Annotated in this window: 17 protein-coding genes; 7 read left to right on the top strand and 10 right to left on the bottom strand. The window is 66.7% G+C overall.

Going from position 1 to position 18,090, the window contains the following annotated elements; translation table 11 throughout:
- The 5 genes from M2352_RS14970 to M2352_RS14950 form a co-directional block, all read right to left on the bottom strand.
- On the bottom strand, positions 1-287 hold a 287-nt coding region (locus M2352_RS14970), incomplete at its 3' end, for an AAA family ATPase (protein ID WP_264665276.1).
- A 389-nt stretch (positions 288-676) separates the two neighbouring features.
- The gene (clpA, locus tag M2352_RS14965) at positions 677-2,986 is read right to left on the bottom strand and encodes an ATP-dependent Clp protease ATP-binding subunit ClpA (RefSeq protein WP_264665275.1); all 2,310 of its coding nucleotides are present in this window, start codon (positions 2,984-2,986) and stop codon (positions 677-679) included.
- 9 nt (positions 2,987-2,995) lie between these two features.
- Complete coding sequence (gene clpS, locus M2352_RS14960) at positions 2,996-3,322, bottom strand: ATP-dependent Clp protease adapter ClpS (protein WP_264665274.1); 327 nt, start codon at positions 3,320-3,322, stop codon at positions 2,996-2,998.
- Positions 3,323-3,695: 373 nt separating this feature from the next.
- Positions 3,696-4,175, bottom strand: coding sequence for a phasin family protein (locus tag M2352_RS14955; protein WP_264665273.1), 480 nt, complete (start codon positions 4,173-4,175; stop codon positions 3,696-3,698).
- A gap of 319 nt (positions 4,176-4,494) precedes the next feature.
- Complete coding sequence (locus tag M2352_RS14950) at positions 4,495-4,998, bottom strand: phasin family protein (protein WP_264665272.1); 504 nt, start codon at positions 4,996-4,998, stop codon at positions 4,495-4,497.
- A gap of 363 nt (positions 4,999-5,361) precedes the next feature.
- On the opposite strand from M2352_RS14950, the gene M2352_RS14945 reads away from it, so the two are divergent.
- Positions 5,362-6,111, top strand: a complete 750-nt coding sequence (locus tag M2352_RS14945; protein ID WP_264665271.1) for a peptidase — start codon at positions 5,362-5,364, stop codon at positions 6,109-6,111.
- Positions 6,112-6,145: 34 nt separating this feature from the next.
- Here the strand turns inward: M2352_RS14945 and M2352_RS14940 are convergent, their stop codons facing one another.
- Positions 6,146-6,910, bottom strand: coding sequence for a hypothetical protein (locus tag M2352_RS14940; RefSeq protein WP_264665270.1), 765 nt, complete (start codon positions 6,908-6,910; stop codon positions 6,146-6,148).
- Between the two features lie 291 nt (positions 6,911-7,201).
- Between M2352_RS14940 and M2352_RS14935 the strand changes: the two genes are divergently transcribed.
- Entirely contained in the window at positions 7,202-8,485 is a 1,284-nt protein-coding gene (locus tag M2352_RS14935; RefSeq protein WP_264665269.1) for a D-alanyl-D-alanine carboxypeptidase family protein, read from the top strand.
- A 248-nt stretch (positions 8,486-8,733) separates the two neighbouring features.
- The gene (locus M2352_RS14930; RefSeq protein ID WP_264665268.1) at positions 8,734-9,054 is read left to right on the top strand and encodes a DUF1476 domain-containing protein; all 321 of its coding nucleotides are present in this window, start codon (positions 8,734-8,736) and stop codon (positions 9,052-9,054) included.
- Positions 9,055-9,107: 53 nt separating this feature from the next.
- Here the strand turns inward: M2352_RS14930 and M2352_RS14925 are convergent, their stop codons facing one another.
- Genes M2352_RS14925 through dapD form a run of 3 tightly spaced genes read right to left on the bottom strand, consistent with a single transcriptional unit; the run spans position 9,108 to position 11,751 of the window.
- Positions 9,108-9,680, bottom strand: a complete 573-nt coding sequence (locus M2352_RS14925; RefSeq protein WP_264665267.1) for a hypothetical protein — start codon at positions 9,678-9,680, stop codon at positions 9,108-9,110.
- Between the two features lie 29 nt (positions 9,681-9,709).
- Positions 9,710-10,903, bottom strand: a complete 1,194-nt coding sequence (gene dapE, locus M2352_RS14920; RefSeq protein ID WP_264665266.1) for a succinyl-diaminopimelate desuccinylase — start codon at positions 10,901-10,903, stop codon at positions 9,710-9,712.
- Between the two features lie 5 nt (positions 10,904-10,908).
- Complete coding sequence (gene dapD, locus M2352_RS14915; protein WP_264665265.1) at positions 10,909-11,751, bottom strand: 2,3,4,5-tetrahydropyridine-2,6-dicarboxylate N-succinyltransferase; 843 nt, start codon at positions 11,749-11,751, stop codon at positions 10,909-10,911.
- 457 nt (positions 11,752-12,208) lie between these two features.
- On the opposite strand from dapD, the gene M2352_RS14910 reads away from it, so the two are divergent.
- The 4 genes from M2352_RS14910 to M2352_RS14895 all read left to right on the top strand — a co-directional run bounded on the left by M2352_RS14910 (position 12,209) and on the right by M2352_RS14895 (position 16,078).
- The gene (locus M2352_RS14910; RefSeq protein WP_264665264.1) at positions 12,209-12,895 is read left to right on the top strand and encodes a pyrimidine 5'-nucleotidase; all 687 of its coding nucleotides are present in this window, start codon (positions 12,209-12,211) and stop codon (positions 12,893-12,895) included.
- Positions 12,896-13,450: 555 nt separating this feature from the next.
- Positions 13,451-15,052, top strand: coding sequence for a flavin monoamine oxidase family protein (locus tag M2352_RS14905; RefSeq protein ID WP_264665263.1), 1,602 nt, complete (start codon positions 13,451-13,453; stop codon positions 15,050-15,052).
- Positions 15,053-15,113: 61 nt separating this feature from the next.
- On the top strand, positions 15,114-15,536 hold the full coding sequence (locus M2352_RS14900) for a c-type cytochrome (protein WP_264665262.1): 423 nt from the start codon (positions 15,114-15,116) through the stop codon (positions 15,534-15,536).
- 47 nt (positions 15,537-15,583) lie between these two features.
- Positions 15,584-16,078 carry a RidA family protein gene (locus tag M2352_RS14895; RefSeq protein WP_264665261.1) on the top strand — a complete coding sequence of 165 codons (495 nt, stop codon included), beginning with the start codon at positions 15,584-15,586 and terminating at the stop codon, positions 16,076-16,078.
- A gap of 26 nt (positions 16,079-16,104) precedes the next feature.
- On the opposite strand, the gene M2352_RS14890 is transcribed toward M2352_RS14895, so the two are convergent.
- A complete protein-coding gene (locus tag M2352_RS14890; RefSeq protein WP_264665260.1) occupies positions 16,105-18,012 on the bottom strand; it encodes a response regulator in 1,908 nt (635 codons plus the stop codon).
- Positions 18,013-18,090 lie beyond the last annotated feature (78 nt).

Genomic DNA, 18,090 nt, shown 5'->3' with positions numbered 1-18,090 from the left:
TCCGGACCGCCGGACTCGACGCACTTGATGCCGGCGTAGCCGAGCTTCACAACGTCTTCCAGTTCCAGGTCTTCCACGGAACCGGCTTCGGCGGCCAGGTGCAGCACGGTGTCCTGGGCCTTGGCGTGCAGGATCAGGCGGGTCGAGTCAGCCTTGGGATCGCAGCCGACGATCAGGATCTTCTGGTTCAGTTCGACAAGCGCCGCCAGGGTGTTCTGCGACGTAGTGGACTTGCCGATACCACCCTTGCCGTAGAAGGCGATCTGGCGAAGACCGGGCTTGCTCATAGGGGTCGCTCCTTTGCTGGTCCCAAGAGGATCGTTGGTGTCTGGTATCTCGTTGCGGCGGTCAGGATCGCCGCCGCGATCGACTGTATAAAAGCAAGGAGCGTGCCAACTCTGCGATCGGAATATAAATCGTTGTTTTTCAATATGTTAATTGCTTGTGTCGGATTCCGTGCCCCTGTTTTTCGTCTGTGACATACCCGACAAAACCCGGCTTTTTGTCGGGACTGAAACACCGTTTGTCGGAGTCTGTGACAAGGCCCGGATACGACCATCGGCCAGGGGGCCGAAAGGACGGCACCGCTGGCCGAGCCCATGAAAAAAGGCGGCGGCCCGGAGGCCGCCGCCCTTTTGTCAGCTTTGTCAGGGTCGGAACAAACCCGCGTGTCGGGTTATTCCGCCATCTCGTGGATCAGATCGTCCTCGTCCGAGCGGCCCTTGCTCTTGGGCGCGTCGGGGTAGGTGAACGACAGCTTGTCGCCGTCCAGATCCACCCGCACCATGCCGCCCTTGGACAGCCGGCCGAACAACAGCTCCTCGGCCAGCGGCTTCTTCAGGTGCTCCTGGATCACGCGGCCCAGCGGGCGGGCGCCGTAGAGCGGGTCGTAGCCCTTGCGGCCCAGCCAGTCGCGGGCACCGTCGGACAGGACGATGCTGACCCCGCGGTCTTCCAACTGCGCCTCCAGCTGCATGACGAACTTGTCCACCACCCGCTGGATGACCTCCGGCGACAGCGGCGCGAAGGGGATGATGGCGTCCAGGCGGTTGCGGAATTCGGGCGTGAAGGTGCGCTCCACCGCCTCCATATCCTCACCCACCCGGCGTTCCCGCTCGAACCCGATGGCCGGCTTGGCCATGTCCGCCGCCCCGGCGTTGGACGTCATGATCAGGATGACGTTGCGGAAATCGACGTTCTTGCCGTTGTGGTCGGTCAGCTTCCCGTGGTCCATCACCTGCAGCAGGATGTTGAACAGGTCGGGGTGCGCCTTCTCGATCTCGTCCAGCAGCAGCACGCAGTGGGGGTGCTGGTCAATGGCGTCGGTCAGAAGCCCGCCCTGGTCGAAGCCGACATAGCCCGGAGGGGCGCCGATCAGCCGCGACACCGTGTGGCGCTCCATATATTCCGACATGTCGAACCGGGTCAGCTCAATGCCCAGCGTGTGGGCGAGCTGGCGGGCCACCTCGGTCTTGCCCACGCCGGTGGGGCCGGTGAACAGGTAGTTGCCGATGGGCTTTTCCGGTTCGCGCAGACCCGCACGGGCCAGCTTGATGGCCGAGACCAGCGCGTCGATGGCCTTGTCCTGGCCGAAGACCATGGTCTTCAGGTCGCGTTCCAGATTCTGGAGCGTTTCCCGATCGTCGCGGCTGACCGACTTCGGCGGGATGCGGGCGATCTTGGCGACCACCGCTTCCACGTCCTTCACGGAAATGGTCTTCTTCCGCTTGGATTCGGGCAGCAGCATCTGCGCCGCCCCCACCTCGTCGATGATGTCGATGGCCTTGTCGGGGAGCTTGCGGTCACCGATGTAGCGCGCCGACAGTTCCACCGCCGCCCGCACCGCGTCGTTGGTGTAGCGGACGTGGTGATGCTTTTCGTAATAGGGCTTCAGGCCCTGGAGGATCTTGATGGCGTCCTCGACCGACGGCTCGTTGACGTCGATCTTCTGGAACCGCCGCACCAGCGCCCGGTCCTTTTCGAAATAGCTGCGGTATTCCTTGTAGGTGGTGGAACCGATGCAGCGCAGCGACCCCGAGGCCAGCGCCGGCTTCAGCAGGTTGGACGCGTCCATGGCCCCGCCCGAGGTGGCGCCGGCGCCGATGACGGTGTGGATCTCGTCGATGAACAGCACGGCGTTGTCGTGTTGTTCGAGTTCCGACAGAACCGCCTTCAGCCGCTCCTCGAAATCGCCGCGGTAGCGGGTGCCGGCCAGCAGCGCACCCATGTCGAGCGCGAAGATGGTGGCGGAGCGCAGCACCTCGGGCACCTCGCCCTGGGTGATGCGGCGGGCCAGCCCCTCGGCGATGGCGGTCTTGCCGACGCCGGGGTCACCCACGTAGAGCGGGTTGTTCTTGGACCGGCGGCACAGGATCTGGATGGTCCGTTCGACCTCCTGCTCCCGTCCGATCAGCGGGTCGATCTTCCCGCTGGCCGCCTTCTTGTTCAGGTTGATGCAATAGGCCTCCAGGGCCTCGCCGCCTTTTTTCACGACCTTCTCCGCCGCAGCGTCGTCGTCGGCACCGGCAACCCGCTTCGTCTCCGAGCGGCCGGGGGCCTTCGCGATCCCGTGAGAGATAAAGTTGACCGCATCGAACCGGGTCATCTCCTGCTCCTGCAGGAAATAGACCGCGTGGCTCTCGCGTTCGGAGAACAAGGCGACGAGCACGTTTGCTCCCGTCACCTCTTCCCGGCCCGAGGACTGGACGTGGATGGCAGCGCGTTGCAAAACCCGCTGGAATCCAGCCGTCGGCTTGGCATCATCCGGTCTGTTGGTGACCAGATTCGTCAACTCGTTGTCGAGGTAATCCGAGATTTCGCTGCGCAGCCGCTGAAGGTCCAGGCCACAGGCACGGAACACGGCGGCTGCATCGGCGTCGTCGATCAATGACAGCAGCAGATGTTCGAGCGTCGCGTATTCGTGCCGGCGCTCGTTAGCGTAGGCCAGGGCGCGGTGAAGGGTCTGTTCGAGATTACGCGACAGCATGGTTCGGATCTAATCCTTCTCTAGCGTGCATTGCAGAGGGTGCTGGTTCTGGCGCGCGAAGTCCATCACCTGGGTCACCTTCGTCTCCGCAACCTCGTAAGTGAAAACGCCACAAATCCCCACGCCGCGGCGGTGCACATGCATCATGATGCGCGTCGCTTCTTCGCGCGACTTGTGGAAGAAACGTTCGAGGACATGAACGACGAACTCCATCGGTGTGTAGTCGTCGTTCAGCATCAGAACTTTGTACATCGAGGGCTTTTTCGTCTTGGGCTTGGTCTTGACGACGATGCCCGTCGTGCTTCCCTCGTCCCCTTGCTTGTCGTTGTCAGCCATGGAGTCAACAGTTGGTCATCGCGATGTTTGCCTCCGGGAATGATATGAGCACTTGTGGGCCGGATGGAAGGGGGCAGACGCGAAATCGGTCTTTTTGCCAGGGCCCGCCCGCACAAGGTCACGGGATTTAGCCCGAAATAAAGGGCAGGATAGGCGAAGCCGCCGAAGGGCTGCGGAAACGCCGCATGGCATCAAGGGTTCGCCATGCCGAAAGCAATGTCAAGGCCATCCCCATAAGGAACAGGCGGCGCCCAAACGGCAACAGCCCGGCGGACGGGCCGCCGGGCTGTTGCCGGAACCGGGCCGGCGGGTGGGGTCACCCGCCGCCGATCGTCAGAGAGGGAGAACGCGTGCTGCGCCGGACCCCGTGGGCTCAGGCGGCGACCGCCGGCTTGGTCAGCTTTCCCACCGCGACGTTGACGCGGGCGCTGATGGGGGCCAGGGCTTCGTTGGTCACCTTCACCGACAGCTCCTGCAGCTTGGTGCCTTCGGCAACCAGCGCATCGAGCGAGGACTTGAAGTAGCTGTTCTGCAGGTCGATCAGCTCGCGGATCGACTTGACGGCCAGCACGGCCTTGCCGGCGGCGACGTTCTTTTCCAGCGACGCCTGGGTGAAGGCGGCGACCTGCTTGCCGGCGGTCTCCGCGCCCTTGGCGACGATGGTGCCGGACGCGACGATGGCGTCCACGTTTTCCTTCGACAGGACGGTCAGTTCTTCATAGCTCTTCAGGAACTGGCTGGAAGCCTTTTCGAATTGTTCCTGCTGGGTCTTCACATAGCCTTCCAGGTTGGTCTTGGCCTGGGTAACCACGTCTTCGATAGCCTTGGTGGCGGCGATGAACTTGTCGGTCATGAGAGGCGTCCTCGCGTTCGCGTGTATGGTTGAAACGTGTCGCGTGATTGTCAGCCGCCCAACCGGCCGGATCGGCTGCACCGGAGGGTGGATGTTGTGCTGCATTGCAGCGTAAGGCCCACTATACGCGGCTGAAGGGCGGAGTCAACGGATTTTGTGCGTTGCACAATAAGAAAAATCGCCGATACGGCACCGTGGGGCAAGAGAAAGCGGATCCTTTGCAAAGCAAATGTTGCGCCGGCAAACAAAACGGCCCGGCGGTCGTCCCGCCGGGCCGTCGTGGCAACTGGTGCAAAGCTTCAGCGCAACATCCGCACCGTCACGCGGCCAGCGTCCTGGTGACCTGTTCGGCGGCGGCCTTGACGCGGGCATTGATGGGGGCCAGCGTGGCGGCCACCAGTTTTCCCGCCTGTTCCTGGAACCGGGCCGATTCGGCGGCGGCGGTTTCGAAGGACGCCCTGACGAAGGCGGTGTGCAGGCTGACCGCCTCCTTGGGCGTCTTCACCGACAGCAGGGCGTTCCCCAGCGCGATGGAGTCGTCGAAGGCGGTGCGGGCATAGGCCGCGGCCTGACGGCTCAGATCCTCGATGCCCTTGGCGGCGATGGTGCTCGACAGGACCAGCGCGTCCACCGTGTCGCGGTGGAAGGCGGCGATGTCCTCGTAGCCCTTCAGGATCTGGGCCGCGGCCTTTTCCACCTGGTCCTGGCTGGCCTGGACGATGGCGTCCAGCGGCGGCCGGGCGCTGGCGGGCCCGATAGCCGGCAGAGGGGCGGGGGCGGGAATGGGGGCGGTATCCGGCGTCGTGTCGGCGATGGTGGTCATGGTGCGCCTTCCTTCCGTATCGCGCGTGGGCTCCGGTCCTGGGAAAAGCGTGGCCGAGCCATTTTGCTGCAATGCAGCAAAGCGACCCTAGTCCGGTGGGGCGGAGGGCGTCAAGGGCTTATTGTGCGGTGCACAATAAGCGGAAGGCGCCGGTCCTGCAGGTCCGCCCCTCCCGGCTCCGCCAAGACCGGCGCGGCGGGGATGTGAAGAAGCGTGCCGCAAACGGCGCCGTCTTGTGCTACTCAAAGCCCCGCCGGTACGGGATGAGGGGGAGGGCGGCCCGCCGGCGCTTCCGCGGCGGTGCGCCGGGGGGCGGGATGAGCGGCCTTCGCCAACGCTGTCTTCATAACAGGATCATTCGTTATGACCTATTGCGTGGGGATCAAGATCGCGGGCGGCCTGATCGGCCTGTCGGACGGGCGGATCACCAGCGGAACCCAGCTCTCATCGGCCCGCAAGGTGACCATGATGGGCAGCGGCGGGGACCGCTTCTTCATTATGAATTCCGGCCTGCGCAGCGTGCGCGACAAGACGCTGGCCTATCTGCGCCGCGACATGCAGCGCCGCCGCGGCGAATCCTATGCCACCATGCTGGATGCGGTGGGTGCCTTCACCCAGTGCCTGCGTCAGGTGGCGGAGGAGGACAAGGTGTCGCTGGAAGCCTCCAAGCTGCATTTCAACCTGCACGCCATCATCGGCGGCCAGCTGGCCGAGGACACCGAGCCCACCATGTATCTGGTCTACCCGGAAGGGAACTGGATCGAGGTGGACGAGCGCACCCCCTATCTGTCCATCGGGGCCACCGCCTACGGCAAGCCGATCCTGGACCGGGCGCTCAAATACGACACCGATCTTCAGACGGCTCTCAAGATCGCCTACTTGTCCTTTGATTCCACGCGGGTTTCCACCAGCGACGTGGGCTTCCCCATCGACATGGTGACCTATCAGTCCCATGAGCGCACGTGGCGTCAGTCGAACTTCGACTATGACGACCTGATGGAGCAGCGCCAGTGGTGGAACCGCAACATCACCGATCTGGCCCGCCGCATGCCCGACGGCCCGTGGGTGGAAACCCTGGTGCCCGACGCCCAGCGCCGCAAGGGGGAGCCGTAAGACCCGCCAGGAGCCGGGCCGCCGGCTCCGGCGCTCACCCCAGCAGGTTCCAGGGGCCGAACAGATGGGTCGGCCCCACCAGCCCGCCGCGGTCCACCTCCAGCTCGAAGAACACACCGCCGGAGTCGCCGCGCGCACCCGCCGGCGGCAGCATGCGCGGGGCATCGTCCGGGGCGGGCAGCGGGGGGAAGGGCACCCCCGTCCCGTCCATTCCCTTCACCGGCGCGTCGAAGCGGATGTCGGCGAAACGGTCCATGGGATAGGGGTAGACGTTGAAGAACCACGCCCCGCTGCGGCAGCCGTTGACCAGCCAATAGATGGCGTTGGACGGCAGGCGCACGGTGCCGGGCAGCGGTTCGAACGCCCCGCTGTCGGACAGGCGCAGCACGAACTGGGCGAATTGCCGCGGCGTCAGCCGGGTTTCCGCCCGTTCCCCCCGCCACGGCCCCATCAGGTCGAGACCCGCGGAGTCGGTGGGGTTGACCTTGCGCAGGTCCGCCGCCTGGATCACGCGGGCCACCACCACGGCCCCGCCCTTGTCCGGGTCGGCGGTGATGTCGTAGGTGCGGATGTGCTGGTTGTAGTCGGCGTTGAACACCAGCCGGAAGCGGTCGGCGCGGTCCTGGCCGCAGGACCGTCGCAGGTCGTCGCCGTTCAGGTACGAAAACCAGCTCAGCCCCCGCTCCACCGGCATGGTGGACGGTCCCGATGCCGCACATCCCGCCAGAAGCCCCACCAGGGCCACCCCCCCCAGCCGCACCGCCGCCAGCCAGCGCGGCCCGTTGCGCCGTGTCCTCATCCCGTGTCTCCCCCAGCCCGGTCCGGTGCCCCTTATTGCCGGGCGCAAAAAAGAATCAGGCCGTCCGCCCGTCCCATGTGATATAGCGCACCCGCGCGGTCGCGGGAGAGGTGCGAAAGGTGCATGGCTTTCCGGCATCTCCCGCGTGACGCATCCTGCCACCGGCCCGCCCGTGCCGAAAAGAACACAGCGAAGGCGGAAGCAGGAAATTAACGAATTCTCGCTAGACACTGAAAAAGCACGACTTTACCATTCCAGGCAATGGTAGGGGACAGGATTACCGGGGGCACCATGACCGAATCGCAGCGCGCCGCGTCTGCCGCCGACGCAGCCATGATCCGTGCCGGACAGGGCACCACCATGGACCGGGATGTTGCTCCGTCAGGTGTAAGCCTTCCGATCCGGCTCCGCCGGGGTATGGCCGGGGTTCTGGCCGTCGCCGCCGGCCTGCTGACCGCGGCACCGGCCTTGGCGGTGAAGTACGAGGCCATCGTCATGGACGCCCGCACCGGCGAGGTGCTGCACCAGGAAAACGCCGACGTCATCACCCACCCGGCGTCCCTGACCAAGATGATGACCCTGTACCTGACCTTCGAAGCGCTGGAGGCGGGGCGCCTGAACCTGGAGCAGACGCTCCCCGTTTCGGAACACGCCCAGAGCATGTCGCCCACCAAGCTGGGCCTGCGCGCCGGATCGTCGATCAAGGTGGAAACCGCCATCCTGGGTCTGGTCACCAAGTCGGCCAACGACGCCGCCGTCGTGCTGGGCGAGGCCATCGGCGGCAGCGAGCCCCGCTTTGCCGAGATCATGACCCGCAAGGCGCGCCAGCTCGGCATGCGCAGCACCGTGTTCCGCAACGCGTCGGGCCTGCCCGACGACCAGCAGGTGACCACGGCCCGCGATTTCGCCATGCTCTCCCGCGCGCTGCTGGCCGATTACCCGAAATACTACCCTTATTTCAGCCGCCGCAGCTTCGTCTACGGCGGCCGTTCCGTCCCCAACCACAACCGTCTGATGTCGCGTTACGACGGCATGGACGGCATCAAGACCGGCTATATCAAGGCGTCGGGTTTCAATCTGGCGGCGTCGGCCGTGCGCGACGGGCGCCGGCTGGTGGCGGTGGTGATGGGCGGCAAGTCGCCCGTGGCCCGCGACAACCGCATGGCCGAGCTTCTCGACGCGTCCTTCTCCAAGCTGCGCCGCGGGGGTGGTGACGCCCCGGTGCTGGCGCGGGCGGATGCCGACGACGCCCCGGCCCGCGCCGTGCCGGTGGCCGCCGCCGCCACGGCGGCGCCCAAGGCCGCGGCCAAGGCGGCCCGTGCCGCCAACGCCTGGGGTATCCAGGTCGGCGCCTTCGGCTCCGCCGCCGCCGGCGAGAAGGCGGCCAAGGAGGTGATGCGCAAGCATCCCCAGCTTCTGGCCAACACCAAGCCGTCGGTGGTGTCCTCCACCACCAAGGGCAAGAAGGTCTACCGCGCCCGTCTGATCGGCCTGGACGAGAAGGAGGCGCGCAACGCCTGTGCCAAGCTGAAGAAGGCCGGCGGCCATTGCATGCCCCTGGCCCCGTCGCTGTAAACTTCGCCCACCCTGCGGCGTTTTTCCGACACCGGCGGACGGCCAGAGGGGCCATCCGCCGGTGTTTTCGTTTGCGGCCCTACCCATATCAATCGTAAAGGAACGGGGAGGAAATCGGACCGGACCGGAACGAGCGGGGGGTGCTTGGCGCACGCTTTGCCACTCAGCGGTTTTTCTTTCCGGGCCAAATGGTTATATAAGCCCTCTCCGGTATAACGAGAAAACCCAGCCGAGGAGACTGCGTGCCCATGACCACCTTCGACGAGCGTGAAAGGGCGTTTGAGAACAAGTTCCAGCATGACCAGGATCTTATGTTCCGCATCCGCGCCCGCCGCGACAAGCTGGCCGGCCAGTGGGCGGCCGGACTCCTGGGCCTGACCGGAGCCGACGCCGACGCCTATACCCGCCAGATCCTGGATACGGATATCGGCACCGCCGGTCCGCACCACATCCGCACCCGCCTGATCGACGATTTCCGCGCCAAGGGCGTGGACATCTCCGACCACCGGGTGGACAAGGAACTGGGGGACATCCTGGAAACCGCCCACCAGCAGGTGATGGCGGAATAACCGCCGCACCGCCGAACGAGGGGGCCGCACCACGGCCCCCTTTTCGTGTGCGCTCAGTTCAGCAGGCTGTCGGTCATGTCGCCGACCAGGGCGGCGAGGAACAGGTCCAGCAGGACCATGGCCGCCGCGGCGAATCCGCCCACCTGAAGGGCGGTGCGGGCCACGAACCACTGATAGGTCAGCATGGCCATGGTCACGCCGAACACCAGCGCCCCGGCCACCCCGTCGGGCAGATCCCCCGCCAGCGACACCAGGCTGACCGGCAGATAGACCGCGATCTGGATCACCGCCGACCAGTTATAGGCGCTGACGAATCCGGGGTAGAGCGCGTCCCGTTTCAAGGATCCGCACACATGGTGCATCAGCAGCGGGTACAGAACCACGCTGATGGTGTAGCCGATCCCCTCCACCGTCACGATCTGCCACAGGGGCAGGTCGTCGGCGGATTCCGGCAGGCGCAGGGCCATCAGGATGGCGTAGAAGGGCAGGATCAGCACCGGCCCCCAGAACGACCGCAGGGCCCCGGCCCGGCTGCGGTCCAGCTCGGCCATGCCGCCGGGATCGAACCGTGCCAGCCGGTAGGCGGCATGGACCGAACGGATGATCTCGCCTGCGGTGATGGCCATCGGTTGCATCCTTCCCGCCCGGCGCCGGCTCAGGCTGTCCGGCCGTTTATGGGCCGGGTGTTGAGGGGCAGGCGGGCGAACCCGTCCAGCACGGCGGCATAGATGCCGGTCAGGGCGTCCAGGTCGGCCAGGGCGACGTGCTCGTCCACCTTGTGCATGGTCTGGCCCACCAGCCCGAATTCCACCACCGGGCAATAGTTCTTGATGAAGCGGGCGTCCGACGTGCCGCCCGTGGTGGACGGCTCGGGCCGCCGTCCCAGCACCGCCGCCACCGAATCGGACACCAGGTCGGTCAGCGGCCCCGGCGCGGTGACGAAGGAATCGCCGCTGCAGGTCATGGTCAGGTCATAGGCCCCGCTCTGCCCGGCGCACACGGCGTCGAATGTCCGGCGCACCCACGCCTCCAGCCCGGCGGCGGTGTGGGCGTCGTTGAAGCGGATGTTGAAGGCGGCCCGGCCCGCCGCGGGGATCACGTTGCCGGCGGTGTTGCCCACGTCGATGGTGGTCAGCGCCAGGGTGGAGGGCTGGAAATGCTCGGTCCCCGGGTCCAGCGGTTCGGACGCGATGGCGTCCAGCATCCGCACCAGCCGGGGCAGGGGGTTGTCGGCCAGATGGGGATAGGCCACATGCCCCTGCGCCCCATAGACGGTCAGGCGGCCGGTGACGCTGCCGCGGCGGCCGATCTTCATCATCCCGCCCATCTCGGTGGGGTTGGTCGGTTCGCCGACGATGCAGGCGTCCAGCCGCTCGCCCCGTTCGGCCAGCCATTCCAGCACCGGGCGGGTGCCGTTGACCGCGTCCCCCTCCTCATCGCCGGTGATGAGCAGGCTGATGGAGCCGTCCAGCGGCTTGCCATTGGACAGCCGGCGGGACACGGCGGCGACGAAGGCGGCAATCGCCCCCTTCATGTCCACCGCACCGCGGCCATAGAGCTTGCCGTTGTGGACCTCGGCGGCGAAGGGATCGACCGACCACGCCTTGCTCTCACCCGGCGGCACCACGTCGGTGTGCCCGGCAAAGCAGAGGTTGGGGCCGGCATCCCCCAGACGGGCATAGAGGTTCTCGATGGGGGCGGTGCCCGGCGCCTGGAAAGTCAGGCGGTGGCACACGAACCCCAGCGGCTTCAGCGCGTCTTCCAGGACGCCCAGCGCGCCCGCATCCTGGGGCGTGACGCTGGGGCAGCGGATCAGCGCCTGGGCGAGCGGCAGGGCGTCGATGGTCATGGCGATCAGTCGCGCAGCAGGTCGTTGATGGAGGTCTTGGCGCGGGTCTTCTCGTCCACGCGCTTGACGATGACGCAGCAGTACAGGCTGGGGCCGGGGGTGCCGTCGGGCATCGGCTTGCCGGGGATGCTGCCGGGCACCACCACCGAATAGGACGGCACGCGGCCCACGAACACCTCGCCCGTGGTGCGGTCGATGATCTTGGTGGACGCGCTGATGTAGCAGCCCATGGACAGGACCGACCCGCGCTCGACGATCACGCCCTCGACCACTTCCGACCGGGCGCCGATGAAGCAGTCGTCCTCGATCACCACCGGGTTGGCCTGCAGCGGCTCCAGCACGCCGCCGATGCCGACACCGCCCGACAGGTGGACGTTCTTCCCGATCTGGGCGCAGGAGCCGACGGTGACCCAGGTGTCCACCATGGTGCCCTTGTCCACATAGGCGCCGATGTTCACGAAGCTGGGCATCAGCACCACGCTGGGCGCCACATAGGCGCCACGGCGGATGAAGGAGCCGGGCACGGCGCGGAAGCCTGCGGCCTGGAAGGTGGCGTCGGTCCAGCCCTCGAACTTCGCCGGCACCTTATCATACCACGAGGAGGCGCCGGGGCCGCCGGGGATGGTCTCGTTGCCGTTCAGGCGGAACGACAGCAGCACCGCCTTTTTCAGCCACTGATTGACGGTCCAGGCACCGTCCACCTTTTCCGCAACGCGCAGGTCGCCGGAATCCAGACCGGCCAGCGCCTCGTCCACGGCGGCGCGCACGGCGCCCTGGGTGTCGGTGGACAGGGTGTCGCGGCTTTCCCAAGCGGCTTCGACGGTCGATTGCAGGGTGGCGTGGCTCATGGCGTGTCCGTATCGGGCAATAGAAATCGGGCGAAACCAGACGTCAGGAATCACCGGGGCCGCGAAGGATGGTCCGGGTGTCCACCCCTTGTCAACAGATGGGGAGGGAGGGCGGAAACGGAGGGGGTGGCGGATCACCTTCATTCGTATGAGGGTGTCCGATCGTTGCCATTTCGACAAAAATGGCGCCCGCGATAAATTTTGCTTGCGCTCGGACCCCATCATCTGACACATAGCAGACATTCATGACCTGCGTGCCGTTTGGCCCGAGGTTAGGGAGGAACGTTACCAAAAGCCGGCGGACAAACCGCTGGCGGGTGCCGGGCAAAAAGCCCAGATCAAACGGAAAACGGCGGGGTAGCCAGACGGCTGCCCCGCCGTTTTTCCTTTGCACCCCGCGTGAAAGCCCCCCATCCTTGCTAACGTATGCGAACCACCCACACGGATCATGCCGACGATGCCTGAACGGACATTGGAACAGATCGACTGTTGGATCTTTGATCTCGACAACACTCTTTATCCCGCGTCGTGCAATTTGTTTGCCCAGGTGGATCAGCGCATCACCTCGTTCATCGCCGGTCATTTCAATATTGCGCAGGACGAGGCGCGGGCGCTGCAAAAGCGCTACTTCCGCGACCATGGCACCACGCTGCGCGGGCTGATGGTGGAGCACGACATCGACCCGGTTCCCTTTCTGGAGTACGTCCACGCCATCGACGTGACACCGGTGTCGCCGTCGCCGGAACTGGCCGATGCATTGTTGCGGCTTCCGGGACGACGGCTGATCTACACCAACGGGTCGGAACTGCATGCCCGCAACGTGACCGACCGGCTGGGCATCACCCACTGCTTCGACGGAGTGTTCGACATCGTGGCCGCCGGCTATGTGCCCAAGCCCGACCCGCGCCCCTATGACCAGATGGTCCAACGCTTCGCCATCGCCCCCGGCCGCGCCTGCATGGTGGAAGACATCGCCCGCAATCTGGTGCCGGCCCACGCGCTGGGCATGGCGACCGTCTGGGTCAGCAGCGATTCCGAATGGTCCCACCCCGACCGGGCCGCCATCGGCACCGGTGACCACATCGACGTGGTGGTTCAGGATCTGATGGCGTGGCTGGAAACGGTGGCGCGGCCCGCCGCCTGACCGTCCGCCGCCGCCTTTCCGCCGCCGCGGTCCGGCTTGCGCCGGGCCGCGGCCTTTTTTTGTGCCGAAGACCCTTTATGGGTTGTGGGAAATTTCCCCAAAGAACATTGTCTCGAAATACCCTGCGAATTCCCTTTCAAGGGCATTTCCGCACTATGAATGCGTATTAACCGGAGATCGGTTCAGAATTTTCCCGGCGGTCTGTTTTCTTTGTTAGCAAAGAAAATGCGAAGAAAAGACGGATAAATTTCACTTGTTCAGGGTTTGACTCACCGTTATCTGCTGTTGGACTCAAACCTGTTTTTCCTCAAGATCCCATGATCTGTGGAACCACCCAAGGGTGTGGCTAAATTTACGCCATTTTGCATAATAGCCCAAAATATAGGCGAAAATTCTGGGCAAATTGCCTGTGGAGGTAGCGATTTCTCTCCGCAATACGGGCGTTAAAACTAAGAAGAGCAATCATTTCGTGCTGTGGCACACCCTTTGCTGGTGATGGCTGATCCAGCGGAAGCTTGGGCTTTCCGCGGATCCGGTACATGACGAGAGGGTAGAATGCTCGAACAACACGTGACCGGCCTGAGCCGGCGCAGCCTCCTGTCCCTGATTGGTGCGGCGGCCGGCAGTGCGGCCCTGTATCAGGCCATGACCAGCCTCGGCCACGCGGCGGAATCGGGGTACAAGGGCCGTATCCGTCTGGACGGCAACCCGAAGGGGGCCTCCGTCCTGGTGCTGGGCGCCGGTCTCGCCGGTCTGACGGCGGCGCTGGAGCTGCAGCAGGCCGGGTACAAGGTTCAGGTTCTGGAGTTCAACGACCGCCCCGGCGGGCGCAACTGGACCCTGCGCGGCGGCGACAGTTTCGCCGAACTGGACGGGACCACCCAGACCTGCGGGTTCGATTCCGGGCTCTACATCAACCCCGGCCCCTGGCGGATCCCGTACCATCACCACGCGGTCCTGGATTACTGCCGGCGCCTGGGCGTGACGCTGGAGCCGTTCGTCCAGCTCAACCACAACGCCTATCTGCATTCGTCCAAGGCGTTCGGCGGCAAGCCCCAGCGCATCCGCGGCATCAAGACCGATTTCCAGGGCCACACCTCCGAACTGCTGGCCAAGGCCGCGCAGCAGGGCAAGCTGGACGACGCGGTGAGCAAGGAGGATCAGGAGATCCTGCTGCAGGCGCTGAAATCCTGGGGTGCTCTGGACAAGGATTATGCCTACAAGGCCGGCGAACTCTCCTCGGAGTTCCGCGGCTTCGCCAAGGATCCCGGCGGCGGCATCGGCGCCGAGCCGGTGCCCAGCGAGCCGATCGGCCTGTCCGACATTCTGACGTCGCGCCTGTGGCGCAGCCTGCAGAGCTTCGCGCTCTATGAATTCCAGACCACCATGTTCCAGCCGGTGGGCGGCATGGACATGATCGGCCGGGCATTCGCCAGGCAGGTGGGCGACATCATCCGCTACAATGCCAAGGTCACCCGCATCCAGCAGTCCGAACGCGGCGTCACCGTCACCTATCAGGACGCCAAGAAGCCCGGCGCCGCCCAGCAGGCCACCGCCGACTGGTGCGTCTGCACCATCCCGCTGACCATCCTGAGCCAGATGCCGATCGACGTGGGCGCCAGGATGAAAGCCGCCATCGACGCCGTGCCCTATGCCTCGTCGGTCAAGATGGGCCTGCAGTTCAAGCGCCGCTTCTGGGAAGAGGACGAGGCGATCTACGGCGGCATCAGCTACACCGACCTGCCGATCCGCCAGATCTCCTACCCCAGCACCGGCTACAACGCCGGGGGCAAGGGCGTGCTGCTGGGCGGCTATACCTGGAACGGCCCCAACTCCTATGAGTTTGCCGCCATGGGCCCGGCGGAGCGGGTGAAGCGGGCGGTCGAGTTCGGCGCCCAGATCCACCCCCAGTACAAGGCGGAGTTCGAGACCGGCGTGTCCGTCGCCTGGCACCGGGTGCCCTTCACCCTGGGCTGCGCCGGAGACTGGACCGAGGAAAAGCGCCACCAGCACTACAACGACCTGTGCCAGATCGACGGCCGCATCGTGCTGGCCGGCGAGCACGCCTCCTACATCCCGGCGTGGCAGGAAGGCGCCATCCTGTCGGCGCTCGACGCCATCGAACGCCTGCACCAGCGGGTGGTGAAGGCGGCGTGACGCCGCTCACCCCTATCCGCAGCACCGCCCCCGACAGCAACGATTTCCGCAAGGACCGCCCATGACCACCCCGTCCCTCCGGCCCGTGGCCCTGTTCGCCCTGGCCGCGCTGAGCACCCTGGCCGCCCCGGCGGCCACCGCCGTGGCCCAGGATGCCGCCGCCCCCGTGCTCAGCCCCACCTCCAAATTCGCGGAAGAGACCGGCGAGGCTCTCTACGCCAACGTCTGCCAGGCCTGCCACATGAAGAACGGCGCCGGTGCCACCGGGGCCGGCACCTACCCGCCCCTGGCCAGCAACCCCAACCTCGCGGCGCCCGGCTACCCGGTCATGATGGTGGTGGCCGGCCACCGCGGGATGCCGCCGGTCGGCAAGATGATGAGCGACGAGCAGGTCGCCACCATCGTCAACTACGTCCGCACCCACTTCGGCAACGGCTACACCGACGCGGTGACCGCCCGGGACGTGGCCGGCGCCCGGCCCTGACCCGTCCGTCCGCCGCTCGTTCCCTGAAAACATTAAGGATTTTCGTAATGACGCTCAAAACCGCCCTTCTGGCCGCCGGCGCCCTGGTCCTCGGCATGGGGGCCGCCCAGGCCGACGTGGTGCGCCTGCCGATCCCCAACTCGACCTTTCCCATCGCCCAGGCGGTGGCGGTGTCGGGCGACGTGACCACCTATTACGTCAGCGGGCAGGTGCCGCCGGTGGTGGACAAGAACGCGCCGCCCACCAGCCGCGAAGCCTATGGCGACATGACCACCCAGACCGTGAATGTCCTGAACCGCATCAAGGAGATCCTGGAAGGGCAGGGCATGACCATGGGCGACGTGGTGAAGATGCAGGTCTATCTGGTCACCGACCCGCAGAACGGCAACGCCATGGACTTCAAGGGTTTCATGGCCGGCTACACCCAGTTCTACGGCGGCAGCCAGCCCAGCCTGCCGGCCCGGTCGGCCTTTGGCGTGTCGGCGCTGGCCAACCCCGGCTATCTCGTGGAGATCGAGGTGACCGCGGTCAAGGCCAGGTAACCCCGGCCCCGCACACGGCGTCCCCGTCAGGGGGCGTCCGCCGCCAGCCGGTCGCGTTCGGTCCCCAGACGGGCCAGGGCGGCCGGCAGCGCGGTTTCCAGCGCGGCCAACAGCGGGGCGGGGTCGGCGTCGCGCCGCTCCACCGCCATTTCCAGGCTCTGGGCCGCCGCCCGCAGGGACAGGCAGCCATAGACCCCGGCCACCCCGGCGATCTTGTGGGCCATGGCGCTGACCCGCGGCAGGTCGCCGGTCCCCCACGCATCGCGCAGGGTGTCGCCGTAATCGCTGAGCGCGGTCAGCGTGCCGTTGATCAGCGTCGCCACGCGGCCGGGGGGCAGGGCGTCGCACATCTGCCGGATGGCCAGATCGTTGAAGCCCCCGTTGTCCGCCGGCCCGGCCGCCGCGGGCGGTTCCGGTTTCCCGGTGCCGGCGGGCGAGGCCGGCGCGCGGTTGAGCAGGCGGGCCAGCAGCGGCTGGATCGTCTCGGGCCGCAGCGGCTTGGGCAGCACCATGTCGGCCCCGGCGGCGCGGCAGGAATCCGCGTCTTCGGGAATGATGGAGGCGGTGAGGATCGCCACCGGCAGCCGGGCCAGGGCGGGATCGTCCAGGGCGCGGATGGCACGCAGGGCGCCCAGACCGTCCATCACCGGCATGCGCAGGTCCAGGATGGCCAGATCGAACCGGGCGTCCGGCGGGGCGTGGCGGATGGCGTCCAGCGCTTCCGCCCCGTCGCCGGTCACGGTCACCGTGTGCCCGCCCCGGCGCAGCATGGCGGAACAGACCATCTGGTTGATGGGTTCGTCCTCGGCCAGAAGGATGCGCAGGGGCCGTTCCTCCGCCGGGGCCGGGGCGGGAGGCGGGGCCGCGACGGGGCCGGCGTGGCGCGGGCGGGTCAGCAGCACCAGCAGCGCCAGCGCCGCCGCCCCCCCGGCGAACGGCGGCAGCAGCGCCAGCCGGCTTCGGGCCTGCTGGGTCTGGCGGGCCAGCCCGTCGTTGGTGCGGCGGATCAGGTGCAGGATGATGCGCGACGATTCGTCGATGCGGTCGCGGATGCTCTGGGCCTGGGCCTGGGCGGCGGTGCGCAGCCGGGACAAGTCCCGCTGGATGTCGAAGATGTTGCCCGTGTCGAGCCCCAGCGCCAGCATGAAGCGGGTGGTTTCGCTGCGGCGGGTGGAGGCGCTGCTGATGGGCAGGCTGTTGATCCGCTCCATCATCGCCCGCGCATCGCGCTGGAAGATGGCTTCCTGCTCGTCGAGCTGCGCCGGGGTCAGGGGCAGGGCGGACGCGGTGGCCAATGCTGCCATCAGCGACTGATCCAGCACCTCCAGCTCGTCGCGGCTGGTGAGCAGCCGGGCGCCGGCCTCCTCGCCGCCGGGCTGTTGGAGCATGTGGATCCCCTCGTGGATCAGGCCGGACAGGGTGCCGCGGAAGGCGGTGTGCCGCTCCATCAGCCGTTCCTGCGACTGGCGCAACGCGGTTTCCCCCGCCAGCCGGGCGCCGGTGATGTGGGTCAGCTCGTCGGCATCGCTGGCCAGGCGCACGGCCATGCGCTGAAGCGGGGCGGTCTGGTCCGGCGGCAGCCCCGCCACCGACACCTCGCCGACCAGAATGCCGATGGTCTGCGCCTGCTGCCGCAGGGTGGACGACAGGGTGAGGCGCCGGTCCTCCCGCTCCGCCCGTTCCAGATAAGCGGCGGCGGTGGACGCGCGGGCCAGCGTGTCGGTCAGTTCGGCGAGCGTGCGGGTGATGGCCGCCTGAGCCGGCACCTGGGCCAGCCGCTCCAGCACCGGGCCGTTCAGGGCCTGCACCCCCAGCCCCACCGACACCCCGCCGGCTCCGGCCAGCGCCAGCAGCAGCAGCGAACGCGCGAACCGCCGCGCCGCCGGAACCGGCGGCCGCAAGGGGGCGGGGGCGGGGGACGTCAGGGAATCCATAAACGCCAAGGTAGGGAAAGCCGCGGCCGGGCACCACGGGAAAAGCGGTCTTTCCACCGGGGGCGGCGCCGTTTCCCG

The organism is Azospirillum fermentarium (assembly GCF_025961205.1).
GTDB classification, from domain to species: Bacteria; Pseudomonadota; Alphaproteobacteria; order Azospirillales; family Azospirillaceae; genus Azospirillum; species Azospirillum fermentarium.
The sequence above is the reverse complement of the archived record's forward strand: the minus strand, read 5'-3'. Positions and strand labels throughout refer to the sequence as shown.